This window comes from Bradyrhizobium sp. STM 3561 (genome assembly GCF_045571455.1).
Lineage (GTDB): Bacteria > Pseudomonadota > Alphaproteobacteria > Rhizobiales > Xanthobacteraceae > Bradyrhizobium > Bradyrhizobium vignae.
This window is the reverse complement of record NZ_CP120695.1, coordinates 4,032,688-4,050,918: the sequence shown is the minus strand read 5'-3', so window position 1 is coordinate 4,050,918 and position 18,231 is coordinate 4,032,688. Positions and strand designations below refer to the sequence as shown.

At 65.0% G+C, this 18,231-nt stretch carries 21 protein-coding genes; 10 read left to right on the top strand and 11 right to left on the bottom strand.

Annotated features, from left to right (window positions below):
• Positions 1 to 40 precede the first annotated feature (40 nt).
• The 5 genes from P6U28_RS19370 to P6U28_RS19350 all read left to right on the top strand — a co-directional run bounded on the left by P6U28_RS19370 (position 41) and on the right by P6U28_RS19350 (position 4,385).
• A complete protein-coding gene (locus P6U28_RS19370; RefSeq protein WP_129145504.1) occupies positions 41 to 811 on the top strand; it encodes a MotA/TolQ/ExbB proton channel family protein in 771 nt (256 codons plus the stop codon).
• The gene (locus tag P6U28_RS19365) at positions 808 to 1,494 is read left to right on the top strand and encodes a hypothetical protein (RefSeq protein ID WP_129145505.1); all 687 of its coding nucleotides are present in this window, start codon (positions 808 to 810) and stop codon (positions 1,492 to 1,494) included. The genes P6U28_RS19370 and P6U28_RS19365 overlap by 4 nt, the downstream gene beginning before the upstream one ends.
• Positions 1,487 to 2,092: a hypothetical protein gene (locus P6U28_RS19360; RefSeq protein WP_122402515.1), complete on the top strand. Its 606-nt coding sequence runs from the start codon at positions 1,487 to 1,489 to the stop codon at positions 2,090 to 2,092. Before P6U28_RS19365 ends, P6U28_RS19360 begins: the two co-directional genes overlap by 8 nt.
• Before the next feature lie 115 nt (positions 2,093 to 2,207).
• On the top strand, positions 2,208 to 2,948 hold the full coding sequence (locus P6U28_RS19355; protein ID WP_122402516.1) for a metallophosphoesterase: 741 nt from the start codon (positions 2,208 to 2,210) through the stop codon (positions 2,946 to 2,948).
• 6 nt (positions 2,949 to 2,954) lie between these two features.
• Positions 2,955 to 4,385, top strand: a complete 1,431-nt coding sequence (locus P6U28_RS19350; RefSeq protein ID WP_122402517.1) for a bifunctional serine/threonine-protein kinase/universal stress protein — start codon at positions 2,955 to 2,957, stop codon at positions 4,383 to 4,385.
• Between the two features lie 24 nt (positions 4,386 to 4,409).
• Here the strand turns inward: P6U28_RS19350 and P6U28_RS19345 are convergent, their stop codons facing one another.
• The 3 genes from P6U28_RS19345 to rpe form a co-directional block, all read right to left on the bottom strand.
• Positions 4,410 to 4,580 carry a hypothetical protein gene (locus tag P6U28_RS19345; RefSeq protein ID WP_407123005.1) on the bottom strand — a complete coding sequence of 57 codons (171 nt, stop codon included), beginning with the start codon at positions 4,578 to 4,580 and terminating at the stop codon, positions 4,410 to 4,412.
• A gap of 144 nt (positions 4,581 to 4,724) precedes the next feature.
• A complete protein-coding gene (locus P6U28_RS19340; protein ID WP_164937161.1) occupies positions 4,725 to 4,868 on the bottom strand; it encodes a hypothetical protein in 144 nt (47 codons plus the stop codon).
• Between the two features lie 161 nt (positions 4,869 to 5,029).
• Positions 5,030 to 5,731, bottom strand: a complete 702-nt coding sequence (gene rpe, locus P6U28_RS19335; RefSeq protein WP_100231273.1) for a ribulose-phosphate 3-epimerase — start codon at positions 5,729 to 5,731, stop codon at positions 5,030 to 5,032.
• Between the two features lie 57 nt (positions 5,732 to 5,788).
• Between rpe and P6U28_RS19330 the strand changes: the two genes are divergently transcribed.
• Both P6U28_RS19330 and P6U28_RS19325 read left to right on the top strand, forming a co-directional pair.
• On the top strand, positions 5,789 to 5,938 hold the full coding sequence (locus tag P6U28_RS19330) for a hypothetical protein (protein WP_209295199.1): 150 nt from the start codon (positions 5,789 to 5,791) through the stop codon (positions 5,936 to 5,938).
• A 48-nt stretch (positions 5,939 to 5,986) separates the two neighbouring features.
• Complete coding sequence (locus P6U28_RS19325; RefSeq protein WP_407123004.1) at positions 5,987 to 6,766, top strand: EF-hand domain-containing protein; 780 nt, start codon at positions 5,987 to 5,989, stop codon at positions 6,764 to 6,766.
• A gap of 151 nt (positions 6,767 to 6,917) precedes the next feature.
• Here P6U28_RS19325 and P6U28_RS19320 read toward each other — a convergent pair whose 3' ends face one another.
• Positions 6,918 to 7,916, bottom strand: a complete 999-nt coding sequence (locus tag P6U28_RS19320; RefSeq protein ID WP_122406582.1) for a P1 family peptidase — start codon at positions 7,914 to 7,916, stop codon at positions 6,918 to 6,920.
• 59 nt (positions 7,917 to 7,975) lie between these two features.
• The gene (locus tag P6U28_RS19315) at positions 7,976 to 10,798 is read right to left on the bottom strand and encodes a PAS domain S-box protein (protein ID WP_407123003.1); all 2,823 of its coding nucleotides are present in this window, start codon (positions 10,796 to 10,798) and stop codon (positions 7,976 to 7,978) included.
• A 233-nt stretch (positions 10,799 to 11,031) separates the two neighbouring features.
• Here P6U28_RS19315 and P6U28_RS19310 point away from each other — a divergent pair, with 233 nt between their 5' ends.
• A complete protein-coding gene (locus P6U28_RS19310) occupies positions 11,032 to 11,415 on the top strand; it encodes a response regulator (RefSeq protein WP_407123002.1) in 384 nt (127 codons plus the stop codon).
• A gap of 79 nt (positions 11,416 to 11,494) precedes the next feature.
• Here the strand turns inward: P6U28_RS19310 and P6U28_RS19305 are convergent, their stop codons facing one another.
• The 5 genes from P6U28_RS19305 to P6U28_RS19285 form a co-directional block, all read right to left on the bottom strand.
• Positions 11,495 to 12,613, bottom strand: coding sequence for a branched-chain amino acid ABC transporter substrate-binding protein (locus P6U28_RS19305; protein ID WP_122402521.1), 1,119 nt, complete (start codon positions 12,611 to 12,613; stop codon positions 11,495 to 11,497).
• Between the two features lie 150 nt (positions 12,614 to 12,763).
• Entirely contained in the window at positions 12,764 to 13,507 is a 744-nt protein-coding gene (locus tag P6U28_RS19300; protein ID WP_122402522.1) for an ABC transporter ATP-binding protein, read from the bottom strand.
• On the bottom strand, positions 13,504 to 14,337 hold the full coding sequence (locus P6U28_RS19295) for an ABC transporter ATP-binding protein (RefSeq protein ID WP_129146422.1): 834 nt from the start codon (positions 14,335 to 14,337) through the stop codon (positions 13,504 to 13,506). Before P6U28_RS19295 ends, P6U28_RS19300 begins: the two co-directional genes overlap by 4 nt.
• A complete protein-coding gene (gene livM, locus P6U28_RS19290) occupies positions 14,334 to 15,653 on the bottom strand; it encodes a high-affinity branched-chain amino acid ABC transporter permease LivM (RefSeq protein ID WP_407123001.1) in 1,320 nt (439 codons plus the stop codon). Before livM ends, P6U28_RS19295 begins: the two co-directional genes overlap by 4 nt.
• Before the next feature lie 12 nt (positions 15,654 to 15,665).
• The gene (locus P6U28_RS19285; RefSeq protein WP_122402525.1) at positions 15,666 to 16,583 is read right to left on the bottom strand and encodes an ABC transporter permease subunit; all 918 of its coding nucleotides are present in this window, start codon (positions 16,581 to 16,583) and stop codon (positions 15,666 to 15,668) included.
• A gap of 256 nt (positions 16,584 to 16,839) precedes the next feature.
• On the opposite strand from P6U28_RS19285, the gene P6U28_RS19280 reads away from it, so the two are divergent.
• Together P6U28_RS19280 and P6U28_RS19275 are read left to right on the top strand one after the other, a co-directional pair.
• The gene (locus tag P6U28_RS19280; RefSeq protein ID WP_164937295.1) at positions 16,840 to 17,010 is read left to right on the top strand and encodes a hypothetical protein; all 171 of its coding nucleotides are present in this window, start codon (positions 16,840 to 16,842) and stop codon (positions 17,008 to 17,010) included.
• Positions 17,011 to 17,276: 266 nt separating this feature from the next.
• The gene (locus tag P6U28_RS19275) at positions 17,277 to 17,801 is read left to right on the top strand and encodes a hypothetical protein (protein ID WP_209295205.1); all 525 of its coding nucleotides are present in this window, start codon (positions 17,277 to 17,279) and stop codon (positions 17,799 to 17,801) included.
• Here P6U28_RS19275 and P6U28_RS19270 read toward each other — a convergent pair.
• Positions 17,763 to 18,155 (bottom strand): carboxymuconolactone decarboxylase family protein, encoded by a 393-nt coding sequence (locus tag P6U28_RS19270; protein ID WP_209295206.1) that lies wholly within the window; start codon positions 18,153 to 18,155, stop codon positions 17,763 to 17,765. The genes P6U28_RS19275 and P6U28_RS19270 overlap by 39 nt on opposite strands.
• Positions 18,156 to 18,231: the final 76 nt, after the last annotated feature.

Below are 18,231 nucleotides of genomic sequence, written 5' to 3'. Positions count from 1 at the left end.
TCTTTACAGGCCAATCGTTGCGAGCGAGGAGCGGTGCAGCATGAGTTCGATGACGATTGGACCAATCCCGAGCCAGGCTGCCGATCCATCCGAGCGCAGCGCGCTGCTGTTCTGGATGATCTTCACCGGACTGTCGATCTTCGCCGTCGTGCTGTTGTGGCGCTTCGGCCTGATCCATCTGATGTTGACTTCGGACCGCACCTACATCTCGAGCGTCATCGCGGTGCTCTATGTCGTCACCTGCGGCCACTGCTTCCTGCGGACGCGGGCGATCGCGCGCGAAGGGGCGGCCGCGCGGCGTTGCCGCGCGGTGCTGTCGGCGACCGGTGGCAGCAAGGCGCTCGATGCGAGCGCGGCGGGGCTACCACGCGGTTTGGTGCGCGATCACATCGAGAGCCTCTTGACGAAGGCTGCTGCCCAGGACTATCGCCCGGTCGATCAGACGCTGCTGCTGCGGACGCTCGCCGATCGCTTGCGCGGCTCCAACGGATTCGGGGCCTTCGTCTCGGACACGCTGATGAAGCTCGGCCTGCTCGGCACCATCATCGGCTTCATCATCATGCTGGCGCCGATCGCAGGGCTGGATGCCGCCGACAAGGTCGCGATGCGCTCCTCGATGGGCTTGATGAGCGACGGCATGGCGGTTGCGATGTACACGACGCTCGCGGGCCTCGTCGGCTCGATCCTGGTCCGCATCCAGTACTACATGCTGGACGCCGCGACCCAGCGGGTGTTCTCGGACGCGGTGGTGCTGACCGAGACGTACGTGACGCCGGTGCTGGAGCGCAAGGGTTCTGGTGCGCGGTCATGATCGATGATTTCGGCCTCTATCCGCGTGAGGAGGCGTTCGATCCTCTGGGCGTGATGCTGTTCAAGGCGCTGCAGGTGATCGCGTTCCTGTTTTTCCTGGCGTTGCTCGCGGTGTCCCCGGATGCCAAGGACGGCAAGATCGACTCCAAGGCGGAGTTCATGATCACGCTGGACTGGCCGGACAATCACCCCGACGATCTCGACCTGTTCGTGCAGGATCCCGCGGGCAACATCGCCTGGTATCGCCACCGCGAGGCCGGCTTCCTCACGCTCGACCGCGACGACCGCGGCGGGGCCAACGACTTCATCATGGTCGCCGGCAAGAAGATCGCCTCGCCGATCCGCGAGGAGATCGTCACGGTGCGCGGCATCCTCGCCGGCGAATACACCGTCAACGTCTCGCATTTCGTCGCCACCACGGGCGAGCCCGTGACGGCCAATGTGAAGGTGCAGAAGCTCAATCCGACCGCGCAGGTGATCTTCGACAACAAGTTCACGCTGGACCACACCGGCGACGAGAAGACCGCGGTCAGATTCCGCATCGATGCGGAAGGCAAGGTCGTAAATGTCGATCAGCGGCCGAAATCGCTGCTGGAGACGTTCCGCAGCAGCTGGCGCAACGGCGCCGACGTCGACCCCAAGACCGGTGTGAGCAGGAACGCTGTGAGGGTGCGCCGTGAGTAATCCGCAAACGGTCATCCTGACGCTGTCGGTCGCTTATGCCGTCATCGGCGCGCTGCTGCTGGTCGTGTTGGTCTATGCGCGGCTCCACTGGTCGTTGAAGGCGGTCGCCGTGGTCGTGACCAGCGCGTTCTACGTCGTCAGCTTCACTGAAATGCGCGGGCTGCTCGGCTGGGCCAGCTCCGACCGGCTGCCTGTCACCTTCAAGCTGCTGAAGGCGCGCATCGTCGAGCCGCATTCGCTTCAGGGCGATCCCGGCTCGATCTATCTTTGGGTCGAGGCGTTGGACGAGGACAATCGCCCGAGCGGCATCCCGCGCGCCTTTCGGGTGCCCTACGATGACCGGCTGGCCGACAAGACCCACGCCGCGGAGAACGAGATCGCGGCGGGTCATCCGCAAGGCGGGCGCGCGGCGGATTTCGGCGGCGGCGACGGCAGCCTGATCGACATGGTCCGGGAATATGTGACGCCGAAGACCATTCTGGAGACCAGCGGCGGCGATTCCTCGACCGGCGAGTTCAATGCCCCGCCCGCCGGTGCGCAAGGCGCCGTCTTCACGCCGCTGCCGCCACCCCGGATGCCGCCGAAGGACGAGCAGTAGGCCTTTCACCATCAATGCAGGGCAGCGCTGGTAAACGGCCCAGTGCTGGCGCATCTTCTTGACCTCCCTCTTTGGCCTTATCGGCTTCCAATAAGAATTTGAGGGTGGAGGGTGCGTGCTTCTCGCTGTCTTCTCGGATATCCACGGTAACCGGCAGGCGTTCGAGGCCTGCCTGAAGCTTGCCCGCGCCAAGGGGGCGGAGCGGTTCGTCTTGCTCGGCGATTTCGTCGGCTATGGTGCCGATCCGGAATGGGTGGTGGATACGGCGATGGAGCTGGTTGCGCAGGGCGCCATCGCGGTGCGCGGCAATCACGACCAGGCGGTCAATTCCTCGGCCGAGACCATGAACGCGGAGGCGCAGATTGCGATCGAATGGACCCGCGGCCGCCTCGACGCCGCCCAGCGGCGATTCCTGGCCGAATTGCCGATGCAGGTAGCGGACGGCGATCGCCTGTTCGTGCACTCGGAGGCCTCCAGCCCGCAGCGCTGGCATTACGTGCGCTCGACGGCGGATGCGGCCAAGAGCCTGATCTCGACGCCCGCCCATGTCACCTTCTGCGGCCACATCCACCGTCCGGCGCTCTATTCGATGTCGGTGACGGCGAAGATGTCGAGCCTCGTGCCCAAGACCGATGTCTCGGTGCCGCTGCTGCGTGGACGGCAATGGCTGGCGGTGCTCGGCTCGGTCGGCCAGCCCCGCGACGGCGATCCGTCGGCGGCCTTCGTGCTGTTCGACACGGTGTCGTGCCAGATCACCTATTGCCGCGCGCCCTATGATATCGAGACGGCCGCGAGCCGGATCCGCCAGAACGGCCTGCCGCACTGGCTGGCCGACCGGCTATCGCAGGGACGCTAGAGGCCGATGCCGAAACCCCTGGTCAGGTCAGGCGCGGTGATCGACGGTTACACGATCGGCGAATGCGTGCATGCCGGCGGCATGGCGACGCTGTGGACCGTCACCCATCCCGGCATCGACGTGCCCTTGCTGATGAAGATCCCGCGGGTGTCTGAGGGCGAGGACCCCGCCGCGATCGTCTCCTTCGAGATGGAGATGATGATTCTGCCGCGGCTCGCCGGGCCACATGTGCCTGCGTGTTTCGGCACCGGCGATTTCGCGCACCAGGCCTATGTCGTGATCGAGCGCATCTCCGGGACCACGCTCTACAAGCGGCTGCCCGACCTGCCGCTGCCGTATGACGAGGCGCGGCAGCTCGTTGCGAAGATCGCGACCGCGCTCGCCGACCTGCACCGGCAGAACGTGATCCATCACGACATCAAGCCGAGCAGCATCATGTTCCGCGAGAGCGGCGAGGCGGTGCTGATCGACTACGGCCTCTCGCATCATAACCATCTGCCTGATCTGTTGCAGGAGGAGTTCCGCCTGCCTTACGGCACCGCGCCCTATATGGCGCCTGAGCGGCTGCTCGGGGTGCGCGACGACCCGCGCAGCGACCTGTTCTCGCTCGGCGTGCTGCTCTATTTCTTCACCACGGGCGAGCGTCCGTTCGGTGAGGGCGAGACCTTGCGCGCGATGCGGCGCCGGCTGTGGCGCGATCCGCATCCGCCGCGCGCGCTTCGCGCCGACTATCCGCCCTGGCTCCAGGAAGTCGTGCTGCGCTGTCTGGAGATCGAGCCGGTGTGGCGCTATCCGACGGCATCCCAACTCGCTTTCGATCTCGCCCATCCGGACCAGGTCAAGCTCACCGCGCGCGCGGAGCGGCTGAACCGTGACCCCTTAGGCGTTGTGTGGCGGCGCCGCTTCAATCAGGGCGTTATGCAGCCGCGTGCGAAATCGGACGTCGCGGCGCAGATCGCGTCGAGCCCAATCCTCGCCGTGGCGCTCGATACGGTGGAAGGCACACCGGAGCTGAACGAGGCTCTGCGCGTGACGACCGAGCGCATTCTCGCCACGCTGCCCTCGGCGCGGCTTGCCTGCCTCAACGTGCTCAAGCTGAACCGCATCGCGATCGATCGGACGCTCGACGAGCAGGGCTCCAACAAGCATATCGACCGCCTGGTCGCGCTCCGGCATTGGGCGACGCCGCTCAAGCTGGACGAGAGCCGGCTGTCGGTTCATGTGCTGGAAGCCATCGATCCCGCCGCCGCGATCCTGGAGTTCGCCGAGGCGAACCAGGTCGACCACGTCATCATCGGCGCGCGGCAGAGCTCGTTCAGGCGCACGCTGCTCGGCAGCGTCTCCGCCAAGGTGGCCTCGGAGGCGACCTGCACCGTCACCGTGGTGCGGCCGCCGCGGATGGCTGGGGACGCTGGCGGGTCAGAAATGGCGGGTTAGGCCGTCTGACGTCCTGCGCGTGGATCAGGCCGCTTGCTTGCGGCGGATTGGCCAGAAGAATTGCGGGCCGGGATCGCCGTGATCCGCGCTGCCAAAATACTGGATGATCTCGCGGCAGGGCTCGCAACTGAACAGGGTGTGCGACGCGGACCCCTTGGTCATTTCCTTCAGGCAGTTCGGGCAATGCGGTTTCATGGGACGGTCCGGGAAAAAGGATTCTGAGTGTCGGCCTGCGTGGCGAGGTCGGCCGAAGAAATAAAATCGAGGCTGGGATGCGGGCGGCGTGGAATGCGGCACCTGCGCTTCGGCTAACGCTTCACAGGTGCAAGCTGCATGGCATCATCCCCGGCGGCGATGAAGGTGGATGATGCGGGCAAAGGATGCGGCCTTTACCGGTCGCGCCACGTAGAGGCTGCGAGCTGCAATCGCTGCATTGAACCCGAACCACAACGCTACGGCAGTCCAAATCAGGGTCGTCGTCATGATGTGCTCCCGTCAAAAGCAGGCAGGATCACTTGCGATGATTTGCGCGAATCAGTGAAGTCCGGATGAGTACGGATCAGGATTGCAATTTTAACCTTTGCGCGCTGCAGCACCCGCAAATGCCACGGGTCATCTGCATCCGCTGTGTCGCTCGATCCAGATCAAATCGCTTCGCCGCGGGCCCCCAGCGCCGCGTTGCGGATCGCGGCGATGTTGGTCTTGTAGGATTCCAGCGTGCCGCCCCTGAACACCGAAGTGCCGGCGACGAAGGCGTTGGCGCCGGCCGCGGCGAGCGCGCCCGCAACATCGGGGCCGACGCCGCCGTCGACCTCGATGTCGATCGGACGGCCCGCCGTCATCGCGCGGATGTCGCGGATCTTGCCGATCGCAGAGGGGATGAAGGCCTGGCCACCGAAGCCGGGATTGACCGACATGACCAGCACGAGGTCGACGAGGTCAAGGACGTATTCGAGCGCGCTGATCGGCGTTGCCGGATTGAGCGAGACGCCGGCCTTCTTGCCGAGCGCGCGGATGGCCTGGAGCGAACGGTGCAGGTGGGGACCTGCCTCGGCATGTACGGTGATGTGGTCGCAGCCGGCTTTCGCGAAGGCCTCGAGATAGGGATCGCAGGGCGAGATCATCAGATGCGCGTCGAAGATCTTCTTGGTGTGCGGGCGCATCGCCTTGATGACGTCGGGACCATAGGAGATGTTGGGAACGAAATGCCCGTCCATCACGTCGAGATGGATCCAGTCGGCGCCGGCGGCGTCGACCGCGCGGACCTCCTCGCCGAGCTTCGAAAAGTCCGAGGCCAGGATCGAGGGCGCGATGGCCAGGGGGCGGGGGGCGAAGGCTTGGGTCATGGCGCGTTTTTCCCGTGGCGGACGGACGACGAATGGCCTCGCCTAACATGGGCCTCCGTGGCGGGCAATGCAGGAGGGGCGGGCTTCCTGTGGGCGGAAATTTCTGCCGCCGGCGGCATGAATTGCCGACGTTCCCGCGGCCTGCAAAGCGTGGTGAATGCGGATTTCATTGAGCTTTTCGCGCTGGCACGTCGCTTGCTGATCTGACCTGACAGAACATTGGCCGCGGCATGCCGCATCGGTTGGAGTTGTGCAATGTTGTTCGCCCTTGGTGCCGTATCGAGCGCGCTCGATGCGATCCAGTCGCTGACCAACTCGAAATCGTCGTCGTCGACGCAGAAGACGGGATCTTCGCAGAGCGCGCCGCTCAACCCGTTCGCGATCGACAGCGGCAGCAGCACGACGGGCGGGGCGAGCTCGCCGGTCAATGCGGGCAAATATCCGCAGATCTCGCCGGAGACGATGAACGCGTTGTTTGCTGCGCAGAGCCAGTCGGCGGACGGCTCGGTCTCGTCGAATTCGGCATCCTCGGCGTCGAACGGCCGGGATGCCGCGCTGAGGCACCTGTTCTCGCAAATCGATACCGACGGCGACGGCAGCATCACCAAGTCGGAATTCGAGGATGCGCTCGGCGCCGGCGGCACCAATCTGGCGCAGGCCGACGACGTGTTCTCGAAGCTGGATTCGAATGCGGACGGCAGCGTCAGTCTGGATGAGATGTCGAAGGCGCTGAAGAGCGGTCATCGCGGTCACCACGCCCATGGCGCGGGCGACGCCTCCGGCAGCGGCTCGGATTCCTCGTCGTCGAGCGGCGGATCGACCTCGACCACGACGACCAACGCCGACGGCTCGACCACCACCACCGTCACCTATGCCGACGGCTTCAAGATGTCGACCACGGTGCCGGGCGCCTCCAGCAGCTCGAAGGCGAACGGCGGCGGCAATTCGCCTTATGACTGGTTCGGGCAGATGATGCAGCGCCAGGCGCAGGCCGCCTCCGCGACCGCGTCCTCTTCGACGTCGATGAGCGTGTGAACGAAGAGCGCTCTCCCTCGGCAAATGACGCTGTCATGCCCCGGCTTGACCAGGCTTGACCGGGGCATCCAGTACGCCGCGGCCTTCCGGTTCAATCACAACCGTCTCTGGAATCGCCCGGTCGCCGGGCGATGACACCCGATGTGGGGCGCTAGCCGAACCTGTCCCTCCACGCCGGCTGCGCACCGGGGAACGGCAACGCCGTCGCGCTGTAGACACCGCGGGCGATGGCGCGTGCGACCACATTGGCTGCGATCGTGCCGAGCTCGGTGAGGCCGGCCAGCGGTTCGATCGGCTTTTCGCACGTGGCGGCGGCAAACAGCACGTCACCGTCGGTCGGCGCATGCACCGGATAGATCGCGCGGGCAAAGCCGGTGTGCGCGATCATTGCCAGCCGCTTGGCCTGGGGTTTGGTCAGCACCGCGTCGGTGACGACGGCGCCGATGGTGGTGTTTTCGCGCGCGGTCGCCGCGGGACCGCCCTTGATGCGCATGCGCAGCATGTCGTCGGTGAACTTGTCCGGCAGGCCGCGTCCGCCGAATTCGCCGCCCACCTCGAACGGTGCCGCCCAGAACCACGGCCCGTCGCCGACGGTGACAGTGCCGACCGCGTTGACGGCGACGATCGCCGCGACCTTCACGCCGTCAGGCGTCACGGCCGAGGCCGAGCCGAGCCCGCCCTTGAACGTTGCCGTGGTGGCGCCGAAGCCGGCGCCGACGCTGCCGAGCGCGAAGTCCGCGCTGGTGGCGGTGGCCGCCGCGGCGTAGCCGAGGTCGCGATAGGGCGAGAAGCGTCCCCAGGCCTTGTCACCGGCATTGAGCAGGTCGAACAGGATCGCCCCCGGCACGATCGGGATCAGCGCTTCGCGAACCCTGAAGCCGCGGCCCTGCTCGGCGAGCCATGCCTGTACGCCGCCGCCAGTATCGAGGCCAAAGGCGGAGCCGCCCGACAGCGCGATCGCGTCGACGCGCTCGACCGTGTTGGCGAGATCGAGCAGCGCATCCTCGCGTGTGCCGGGGCCGCCGCCGCGAACGTCGATCGCGGCGATCGCGGGAGAATCGAAGATGATCGCGGTCGCGCCGGAAGCGACTTTCGCATCTTCGGCATGGCCGACCCGGACGCCGGCGATATCGGTGAGAAGGTTCTTCAAGGCGACCCTCGTCGTTGAGAGCAATTCGCGATCTGCGATAGCGCAGCGATGCCGCAGGCTCAACTGGCGAGCGCGGTCCTCAGCATCTTGGCCAGCTCGGACTTGCGGTACGGTTTTGCCAATAGCAGCACGCCGGAATCCAGCCGGCCGTGATGGACGATGGCGTTTTCGGTGTAGCCCGAGGTGAACAACGTCTTCAGGTCGGGGCGGCGCCGGGCCGCTTCGTCAGCAAGCTGGCGGCCGTTCATGTTGCCGGGCATGATGACGTCGGTGAAGAGCAGGTCGATGGTCTCGTCGCTGTCGATGATCTTGAGCGCCTCGGCGCCGTTGGCGGCCTCGAGCGCGGTATAGCCGAGGCTCTTGACCTGCGTCACGACATACTGCCGCACCAGCGCGTCGTCCTCGACGATCAGGATCTTCTCATTGCCGCCGGTGATGGGCGCGTTCTGGAGCGCCTCGAACTCGGTCTCCTGCACTCCGGTCGAGCGCGGCAGGTAGATCTTCACGCTCGTGCCGTGCCCTTCCTCGCTGTAGATCTTGATGTGGCCGCCCGACTGCTTGACGAAGCCGAACACCATGCTGAGGCCGAGGCCAGTGCCCTTACCGACCTCCTTGGTGGTGAAGAAGGGATCAAAGACCCGGTCGATCAGCTCCGCAGGGATTCCGCTGCCGGTATCGCTGACCGCGATCATCACGTAATTGCCGGCCACGACATCGAGATTCATGCTGGCATAGCCGTCGTCGAGGAAGATGTTGCGGGTCTCCAGCACCAGGGTGCCGCCGTCCGGCATGGCGTCGCGCGCATTCAGCGCGAGATTGAGGATCGCGGTGGACAGCTGGCCCGGATCGACCAGCGTCGGCCAGGCATCCTCGGTGAGCTGCGGCATGATGGCGATCTGCTCGCCGAGGGTGGGATGCAGCAGCTTGGCGGCTTCGAGCACCAGCGCGTTGACGTCGATCTCGCGCGGCTGCAGCGGCTGCTTGCGCGCGAAGGCGAGCAGGTGCTTGGTCAGCTGCGCGCCGCGCTCGGCGGCATCGTCGATCAGCTTGGTGATGGCGGCAAGCTCGGGCCGGTCGGCGACCGCGTCGCTGAGGATGCCGATCGTGCCCGTGATGACGGTCAGCACGTTGTTGAAGTCGTGGGCGACGCCGCCGGTCAACTGGCCGATGGAGTCCATCTTCTGGACCTGCCGGAGCTGCGCTTCGGCGGCCTGCTTGTCGGTGAGGTCACGGCCGATGAAGTAGTGGCGCTTCACCGGCTCCGACCAGGTGCCCATCCAGTTCAGCGTGACCTCGTGACCATCGTAGTGGTAGTAGCGCGCCTCGAAACTGCGCTTGACCGCGCCACGACGGGCTGCGCGCATCTCGTTCCGGGTCTTCTCGAGATCGTCGGGGTGGATGAACTCGGTCGCGCTGTGCCCGACCATGTCCTCGGGGCTGTAGCCGAGGATGTTCTTCACGCTCGGGCTGACCTGGACGAAATTGCCATAGCCGTCGGTGACCAGGATCAGGTCCTGCGATGTCTCGAAGATGCGCTGGCGCTCTTCGGTTTCGCGGCGCAGCTTCTCTCTCGCCTGTTTCTCTTCGGTGATGTCATGGGCGATCTTGGAGACGCCGATGATCTCTCCCGTGTCGGTCCGCAGCGGTGAAATGTTCAGAACGACGTCGAGCGGGCGGCCGTCTTTCCGGAGACGAACCGTCTCGTGCTGGGCGATCGATTCGTTGCTGGCGACCCGGTTGAGAATGCTCCTGACTTCGCTCTTGCGATCCGGCGGCACGATGATGTCGATCGGCTTGCCGACCGCCTCCGCTGCGGAATAGCCGAACAGATGTTCGGCGGCCTTGTTCCAGCCGGTGATGATACCGTCGAGCGTTTTCGTGATGATGGCGTCATTGGACGACTCGACCACTGCGCCGTACAGCGCGAGGCGCTTGCCGTAGTAATCGCGTTCCGAGGCCGATTGCTGGCGCAGCCTCCCGACGAGGCCGACCGTATGCGCCTGAAGGCGGACGTTCTCGATGAGAAGCACCGCGAGCACCAAGGTCGCCGCGGCGAGGCCGTAGAGCCGGCCGGCGTAGAAGCCGAGATCGAAGCGCGCGACGTTGACGATCGCCGACAGCGCGATGTCGAACAGCCAGGCGCACATGACCACCATGAGCCAGACGTCGATCACCGTATGCGGCCTGCGGAACCAGAGCGAGACCAGCGCGGCGAAGCTGAGCGACCACACGAAGGACACGACCCCAATCATGGTCGCCGTGTAGTGACCGTCGCGCAACAGGACCGGCAACAGATCGTGCTGTGCAGTCACGATCCAGGCGAAGACGGCGATCGCGGCGATGACGCCGAGCACGCTGGCTGAAATCGCACTGCTTGCCGGACCGCGAATCTGCGGACCACCGTCCTTGTCCTTCAGCCAGGCGTAACCCATCACGCACAACGGAAAACCGGCATGCCAGATCATGTAGAGCCAGACCGTGGTCTGCCGGCCCGCGCCAAAGAGCCCGCTTGGTGCGAACAGTCCGGGGAAGGTGAGGGCGTGAACCAGGGCGGCAGCGGCGGTGAAGAGATAGCCGGTCGCGAGCCACAGCAGTGCGCGGGTCCGCATGACCGCAAATTGCGACAGCAGCAGCACTGCCGTGACGATGTCGCTTACGGCAAGCGCCGATTGATAACTCGCAACGAAGGCCGGGACCGGCTGCAGCGGGGTACCGGCGAACGGCGCGGCCGCTACGAACAGGAGGGAAGACACGCCGACAATCGTCAATGCTGCGCTGCGGTCGGTCGAAGTGGCCGGCAGGGTCGAAAGAAATGTGCTTCGGTCGATCGTCGCAGGCACGTCCACCTCTCGCGGGTCCGTCTTGAGCAGGGTCTTGAGCATCTCCGCTGGTCTCATTCGGTCGGCAGTTCCGTCATGGTAGCGGGTTCTGGACGCAGCTTGTGAAGGAACCCGGTTACGACTCAACCAAAGGTTACAGCTTACTTAATTTCGGTGGGAACACGGAATTAGGGCAGGTAAGACGCGCTTTACTGGGACGGTGCCATAATGCCACTCTGCCGCGGCGGGTTCCAGGCTGGATCAGGCGATTTGATCAACATCGGGGGTTGTTCCCAATGCCTCGCGTTCTCATCATCGATGACCAGAAGGGCGTCCGCACGATGATGGCGATGGTGCTTCGGGTCAATCGTTTCGAGGTCGAGGAGGCCGAGAGCGGCGCAGCCGGACTGAAGGCCTTCGCGGAAAGCTCCTTCGACGCGGCGATCGTCGACATCTTCCTCGGCGACGCCAGCGGCGTCGACGTCATTGCCAGCCTGCGCGAAAGCGCGCCGGCGCTTCCCGTCATTGCGGTGTCCGGGATGACGGCGCTCGATTTCATGGACCAATCGCCCCTCCTCGCCAACGTAGTCTGCCTGCAAAAGCCGTTTCGGCCGAACGATCTCCTGCAAGCATTGCGGAAGGCCCAGGCCGCGGCCGGCGAGCTGCCCGCAGTCGTCTGATCCCTGCCGCAAGAAGAAACGCCCCGGGGTAAGCCCGGGGCGCGGTGATGATTGAGGGGATTGAGGTCCAGGCCGGCGGCTAGGTGCCGCTGCCCGCGATCTCGGCGTAGCCGCCCTTGGCGTCCCACTTGTAGACGACGTAGTCGATCTGCTTGATGTCGCCCTTGGCGTCATACTCGATCGGGCCGATCACGGTGTCCCACTTGCCGGCCTTCATCGCCGCCATGACCTTCTTGGCGTCGGTGGTGCCCGCCTTCTTGGCCGCCTGCGACCACACCTGCATCGCTGCGTAGGTGTAGAGCGTGTAGCCCTCGGGATCGATGCCCTTGGCCTTGAAAGCCTCGACGATCTTCTTCGCGGTCGGCTTGTTGCGCGGGTCGGGGCCGAAGGTGAACAGCGTGCCCTCGCCGGCAGGGCCGGTGATGGAGGCGTACTCCTTGTCGGCGAGTGCGTCGCCGGCCATCAGCACGGTCTTGAGGCCCTGGTCGCGCATCTGGCGCAGGATCAGGCCGCTCTCCTGATGATAGCCGCCGACATAGACGAGGTCGATGTTGTCGCGCTTCAGGCGCGAGACGATCGCGTTGAAGTCCTTGTCGCCCTTGTTGTAGGACTCGTACATCTTCTCGGTGATGCCGGCCTTGTTGAGTGCCTTCTTGGTCTCGTCGGCAAGACCCTTGCCGTAGGTGGTCTTGTCGTTGAGGATGGCGATGTTCTTGCCCTTGAAGTTCTTGGCGATGTACTGCGCGGCGATCAGGCCCTGCTGATCGTCACGGCCGCAGACGCGAGCCACGTTCCAGAGCTTGCGCTCGGTGAACAGCGGGTTGGTCGAGGCCGGCGTGATCTGGAGCACGTTGCCGTCGGCATAGGCTTCCGAGGCCGGGATCGACGATGACGAGCAGTAGTGCCCGGCCACGAACGGGATTTTCGCGCCGGCGATCTTTTCGGCGATCGAGCGCGCCTGCTTGGGGTCGCAAGCGTCGTCTTCGATGGAGAGCGCGAGCTTCTTGCCGTTGAGGCCGCCGGCGGCATTGATATCGGCCACGGCCATCTCGGCGCCGTTCTTCATCTGGCGGCCGAAGGCGGACTCGCCGCCCGTCATCGGGCCTGCGACTGCGACGGTGACATCCTGCGCGAATGCCGCGCTCGACAGCGCGATCGATGCGCCGAATGCCAGACCGATGAGCTTCAGTGATTTCATGAGATACCTCGCGGGTGGTCGCCTGTGGAAGTTGCCGGGAATGCCCGGTTCAAACCGCCGCCATTCTTGAATGAATCCGAGGAGAAGTCACCGGCAAAATACGGGCATTGGCGGAGATATCTCGCCACATTGCGCTGCAGATGGCCGGACTCAGCCGTGCCGGCCGCCTTCCAGATAGGCGGCGCGAATCTCGGGGCGCTGCAGCAGCTCGGCGCCGGTCCCCGCCAGCGTGATCAGGCCATTGACCATGACATAGCCGCGATGGGCGAGCTTGAGCGCATGGTTGGCGTTCTGCTCGACGATCAGGACGGTCAGGCCGTCCTGCCGGTTCAGGGTGCGGATCGCATCGAAAATCTGGCGTGCGATCAGCGGTGCCAGCCCGAGCGAGGGTTCGTCGAGCAGGAGCAGGCGGGGGCGACTCATCAGCGCGCGGCCGATTGCCAGCATCTGCTGCTCGCCGCCGGACAGGGTTCCACCGCGCTGGGCATAGCGTTCCTTCAGCCGCGGAAACAGCGTGAACACGCGTTGCAGCATCGCCTCGCGTTCGGCATCGCTGCATTCGGTGGAGTCCGCCCCCATCTGAAGGTTCTCCGCAACGCTCATGCGCGGGAAGATGCGGCGGCCTTCCGGCGATTGCGCGATGCGCAAATGCGCAATCTCGTGCGTGGGCACGTCGGTGATGTCGCGGCCTTCGAAGAGGATCTGGCCGGCGCGGGCGCGCGGCTTGCCGAAGATCGTCATCATCAGCGTCGACTTGCCGGCGCCGTTGGCGCCGATCAGGGCTACGATCTCGCCGGCATTGATCTCGACATCGACGCCCTTCAGCGCCTCGATCTTGCCGTAGGCGGCGCGAAGGCCCCGGATCGCGAGCAGGGGAGTGGGCGCCGATGTCACGTCCCACTCTCCATCACGGCTACGGCCTCTTCCTCGTCGGCGCCGAGATAGGCGGCGATCACCTTGGGATCGTCGCGGACCTCGCGCGGCGTGCCTTCCGCGATCTTCACGCCATGGTCCATCACCACGATGTGGTCGGAGATCTCCATCACCACCGACATGTCGTGCTCGATCAGCAGGATCGAGGTGCCGAGCTCGTTCCGGATCGAGAGCAGGAGCTCGCTCAAGGCCGCGCTCTCGCGCGCATTGAGGCCGGCCGCGGGTTCGTCCAGGCACAACAGTGCGGGCTCGGTGCACATTGCGCGCGCGATTTCCAACCGGCGCTGGTCGCCATAGGCGAAATTGCCGGCGGCGTCGTCGGCGCGGTCGAGCAGGTTGACCCGCCTGAGCCAGTCGGTGGCGAGATCGATCGCGCGCTTTTCGGCGTCGCGGTAGCCGGGGGCGCCGACAAGGCCGAGCAAGGTGAAGCCGGAGGCGCGCATCAGCGCGTTGTGCTGCGCCACCATCAGGTTCTCCAGCGCGGTCATGCCGGGAAACAGGCGGATGTTCTGGAACGTGCGCGCCACCTTGGCCTGCTTCGCGATGCGGAAATCGTTCAGCCGCTCCAGCGCGATCACTCTGCCGTCGTCATGGGCGAGGCGAATGGCGCCGGCGCTCGGCTTGTAAAAACCGGTGATGCAGTTGAAGACCGTGGTCTTGCCGGCGCCGTTCGGCCCGATCAGGGCGGTGATCTTCTTCCGCTCGGCGTCGAAGGAGAGGTCCTGCACGGCGACGATGCCGCCGAAGCGCATGGTGAGCCGGTCGACGGTGAGGATCTTGTCGCCGTTCATCCGTGCCCTTCCTTGACGAGGTCGGAGGAGATCGCCTGCGCCTTGGTCAGAAACACCGTCGGCGCGCGATGGCCGATCAGGCCGCGCGGCCGCCAGATCATGATCAGCACCATCGCCATGCCGAACACGAGCATGCGATAGGTCTCGAGGCCGCGGAACAGCTCGAAGCCGCCGATCATGGCGAGCGCGGCAAGTGCGACGCCGAGCTGCGAGCCCATGCCGCCGAGAACGACGATCGCGAGCACCAGCGCCGATTCCTGGAAAGTGAAGGATTCCGGGCTGATGAAGCCCTGGCGGGTGGCGAAGAACGCACCGGCGAAGCCGCCGAACATGGCGCCGGTCGCGAACGCCGTGAGCTTGGTGGTCGTGGTGTTGATGCCGAGCGCGCGGCAGGCGACCTCGTCCTCGCGCAAGGCCTCCCATGCCCGCCCGATTGGCAGGCGGCGCAGGCGGATCGTCACCCAGTTGGTGAGGAGCGCAAGCGCCAGGATCAGGTAGAACAGGAAGACGATGCGGTGGGTCGGCGAGTACTCGATGCCGAGCCTGGCGGCAAACCCTTCATCGCTGTTGTCGAGCGGGATGCCGAAGAAGGTGGGGCGGGGAATGCCGGAGACGCCGTTCGGGCCGCCGGTGAGCTCCTGCCAGTTGATGATGACGAGGCGGATGATCTCGCCGAAGGCGAGCGTCACGATGGCGAGATAGTCGCCGCGCAGGCGCAGCACGGGGAAGCCGAGCAGCACGCCCCAGAACGCGGCGAGGATGCCGGCGAGCGGCAGGCAGATCCAGAACGACCAGCCGAAATTGGTGGCGAGCAGTCCGTAGGAATAGGCACCGACCGCATAAAAGGCGACGTAGCCGAGATCGAGCAGGCCGGCGAGCCCGACCACGACGTTCAAGCCCCAGCCCAGCATCACATAGGTGAGCACGAGGATCGCGAGATCGAGGATGTAGCGCTGGTCATAGAAGATCACGGGCACCAGCAGCGTGAAGATCAGCAGCGCCGGCGTGAGATAGCGGCCGATCAAGGACATGCCGCTCTGCAGTGCTGGCGGCACCAGCTTCTCGGCGCCGGTCGGACCGATCCATTGCCGCAGCAGCTCGATCATGATCGAGCCGCCGAACACGATCGCGACCAGGGAGGCGAGCTCGCCGAATCGGGTCCAGTAGGTGAGCTGGCCGGAGGAACCTGCCTCGGTGCGGATGCCGACCATCAGCGAGAACAGCACCAGCGCGACGAGGGCGTTGATGAAGGCGGTTTTGAGGAGGGCGAGGATGCCCGTTGCAGGTTTGGCCGTATTGGTCGAGGGAGCTGTCACGCGGCCGGTCCGTCAGACTTTTTCGACTTCGGGACGGCCGAGCAGGCCGGTCGGCATGAAGATCAGCACGACGATCAGGATCGAGAACGCCGCGACGTCCTTGTATTCGACCGAGAAATAGGCCGACCAGAACGTCTCGATCAGGCCGATCGCGAGCCCCCCGAGCATGGCCCCCGGCAGCGAGCCGATGCCGCCGAGCACGGCCGCGGTGAAGGCCTTGATGCCGGCGACGAAGCCCATGAAGAAATCGACAAGGCCGTAATAGAGCAGGTACATCAGGCCCGCGACCGCAGCGAGGGCGGCGCCGATCACGAAAGTCATGGAGATGGTGCGGTCGACGTCGACGCCGAGCAGCGCCGCCATGGTCTGGTCCTGCTCGCAGGCGCGCATGTCGCGCCCGAGCCGGGTGCGCGAGACCAGCCAATTGAAGATCACCAGCAGCACGATGGTGGTGATGACCACCATGATCTGGATGTTGGAGAGCTGGATCACGAACCCATCCGGGCTCTCATGCAATGTGTAGCCGCCGGTGATGAAGGGCGGGATCGGCTTGACGCGGGCGCCTTGCGCAACTTGCGAATAATTGGTCAGAACGAACGACATGCCGATCGCCGACAGCATCGGGGCGAGGCGGAAGGAATGACGCAGCGGCCGGTATGCGATGCGCTCGATGGTCCAGCCATAGAGTGCCGTGATCGCCATCGACACGAGCAGCACGACGAGCAGGATCACGGGAATGGCCGTGAGGCCGAGCGAGATCAGGATCAGGAAGGTGATGAGGGCGATGAAGCCGCCGATCATGAAGATGTCGCCATGGGCGAAGTTGATCATGCCGACGATGCCGTAGACCATCGTGTAGCCGATCGCGATCAGGCCGTAGATCGAGCCGAGCACGAGGCCATTGATGAGCTGCTGGGCGAAATAATCCATAAGCTGCCGTTACCCAAACTTGTCGCGGCTCAAAGGGAGCTCTTGCAGAGTTCTTGGGCCCCGGCAGCCCTTGAGCGTTCTTCCCGTTTTGTAACAGGAGGGAACTGGCGGCCGCAACTGGCCAAGTCTCGGTACAAAGGCTTGTACAGAGATCATTTTGCTCGGGTTCCGGACGTGAACGGAACCGGTTCCGGGGCAACCAAAGTGAGTGCTGGCCGTTATCTTGCCCTGACGTCCAACAAGGGAGTTTCCCCGAATGACGAAGCAGCAGAACCAGAATCCGGGTCAGCAGAGTCAGAACCCCGGGCAGCGCAACCCGCAACAGCAGCAGGGTGGCGGCCACAAACCCGGACAGCAGCAGCAGGATCCGATGCGCCAGGGCGATCGTCCCGGCCAGCAGCAGGGCGGCCAGCGCGGTCAGGAATAACGAGCCTGGGAGCCCAGGCGTGAAGGAGGCCCTGCCGAGAGGCGGGGCCTTTTTTGCGCCTTACTCCCTCATTCCGGGGCGGCTCGAAGAGCCGAACCCGGAATCTCGAGATTTCAATGCTGCGCATTGCCCCGGAATGAGGGAGGCCATGGAGGGCAGTTAAGGTAAACAAAGGGTTTAAATTGCCGCCACAGTCCGATGCGAGTTAGCTCCGGCAAAGCCGCTGCCTTCCGTCGAAGGCCTCGGCAAACCAAGCGGGAAGCGGCATGTTCAGGAATTGGCGGATCGGTTCGGTCAACGGCGCGCTGCTGGCGGCTTATTTCATCCCGGCCTGGGCCCTGGTCGCCTTCAACATCTTCGTTGCACCGGTGCACGGCCTCTACGAGCGGCCGAGCGTCGCCGTGGCGCTCTTCCTGAGCGACCATCTGCAGATGGCGGGGATGGATACGGTGCGTGCCGCCTGGCTGTTGGCGCTCGGACGGCTGACGGTGGTGGCGTTTTTCGCGATCCACCTCGCGCAGCTCTGCGTCGCCCGAACCCGCAAGAACGGCGGCAGCGACGAGGCGCTCGGCATTGCGCTGGCGATCGGCAGCCTGATCTCGTTCGCCAGCATGGTGATGGCCTCGAAGGTCGGCGAGATGGCCGCGCTCCGGCTGCACGCGACCGAGCTGCTGCTTTTGCTCGGTGCCGCCATCGTGGTGGTGATCGAGAAGCCGGCGGCCGGGCCCAAGACGGCAGAGATTGCCGCACCGCTAGGTCTTGAGCAGGCCGAGCTCCTGCACAATCGCTGAGGCTTCCTTGACGGCGTGGTTCACCGCCGGCACGCCGCAATAAATCGCCTGCTGGAGCAGGATCTCCTTGATATCGTCGGGCGTGAAGCCGCCCTCGGCGAGCGCCGCACGCACGTGCAGGCGGAATTCGTCCCATTGTCCGAGCGCGACCATGGTGCCGATCACCAGCACCCGTCGCGTGCGCTCGTCGAAATGCAGCCGGGTCCAGATCTCGCCCCAGGCATAGCGCGTGATCAGGTCCTGGAAATCGGTGTTGAAGGCATTGCGGTTCGCGATCGACTTGTCGACCCAGGCATTGCCCAGCACTTTGCGGCGCACGTTCATGCCGGCATCGCGGCGCTTCTGGTCGTCCATGGCGTCCTCCTTTTTCGTCATTGCGAGCGCAGCGAAGCAATCCAGTCTGTCACCGCGGAGGGATTTTCTGGATTGC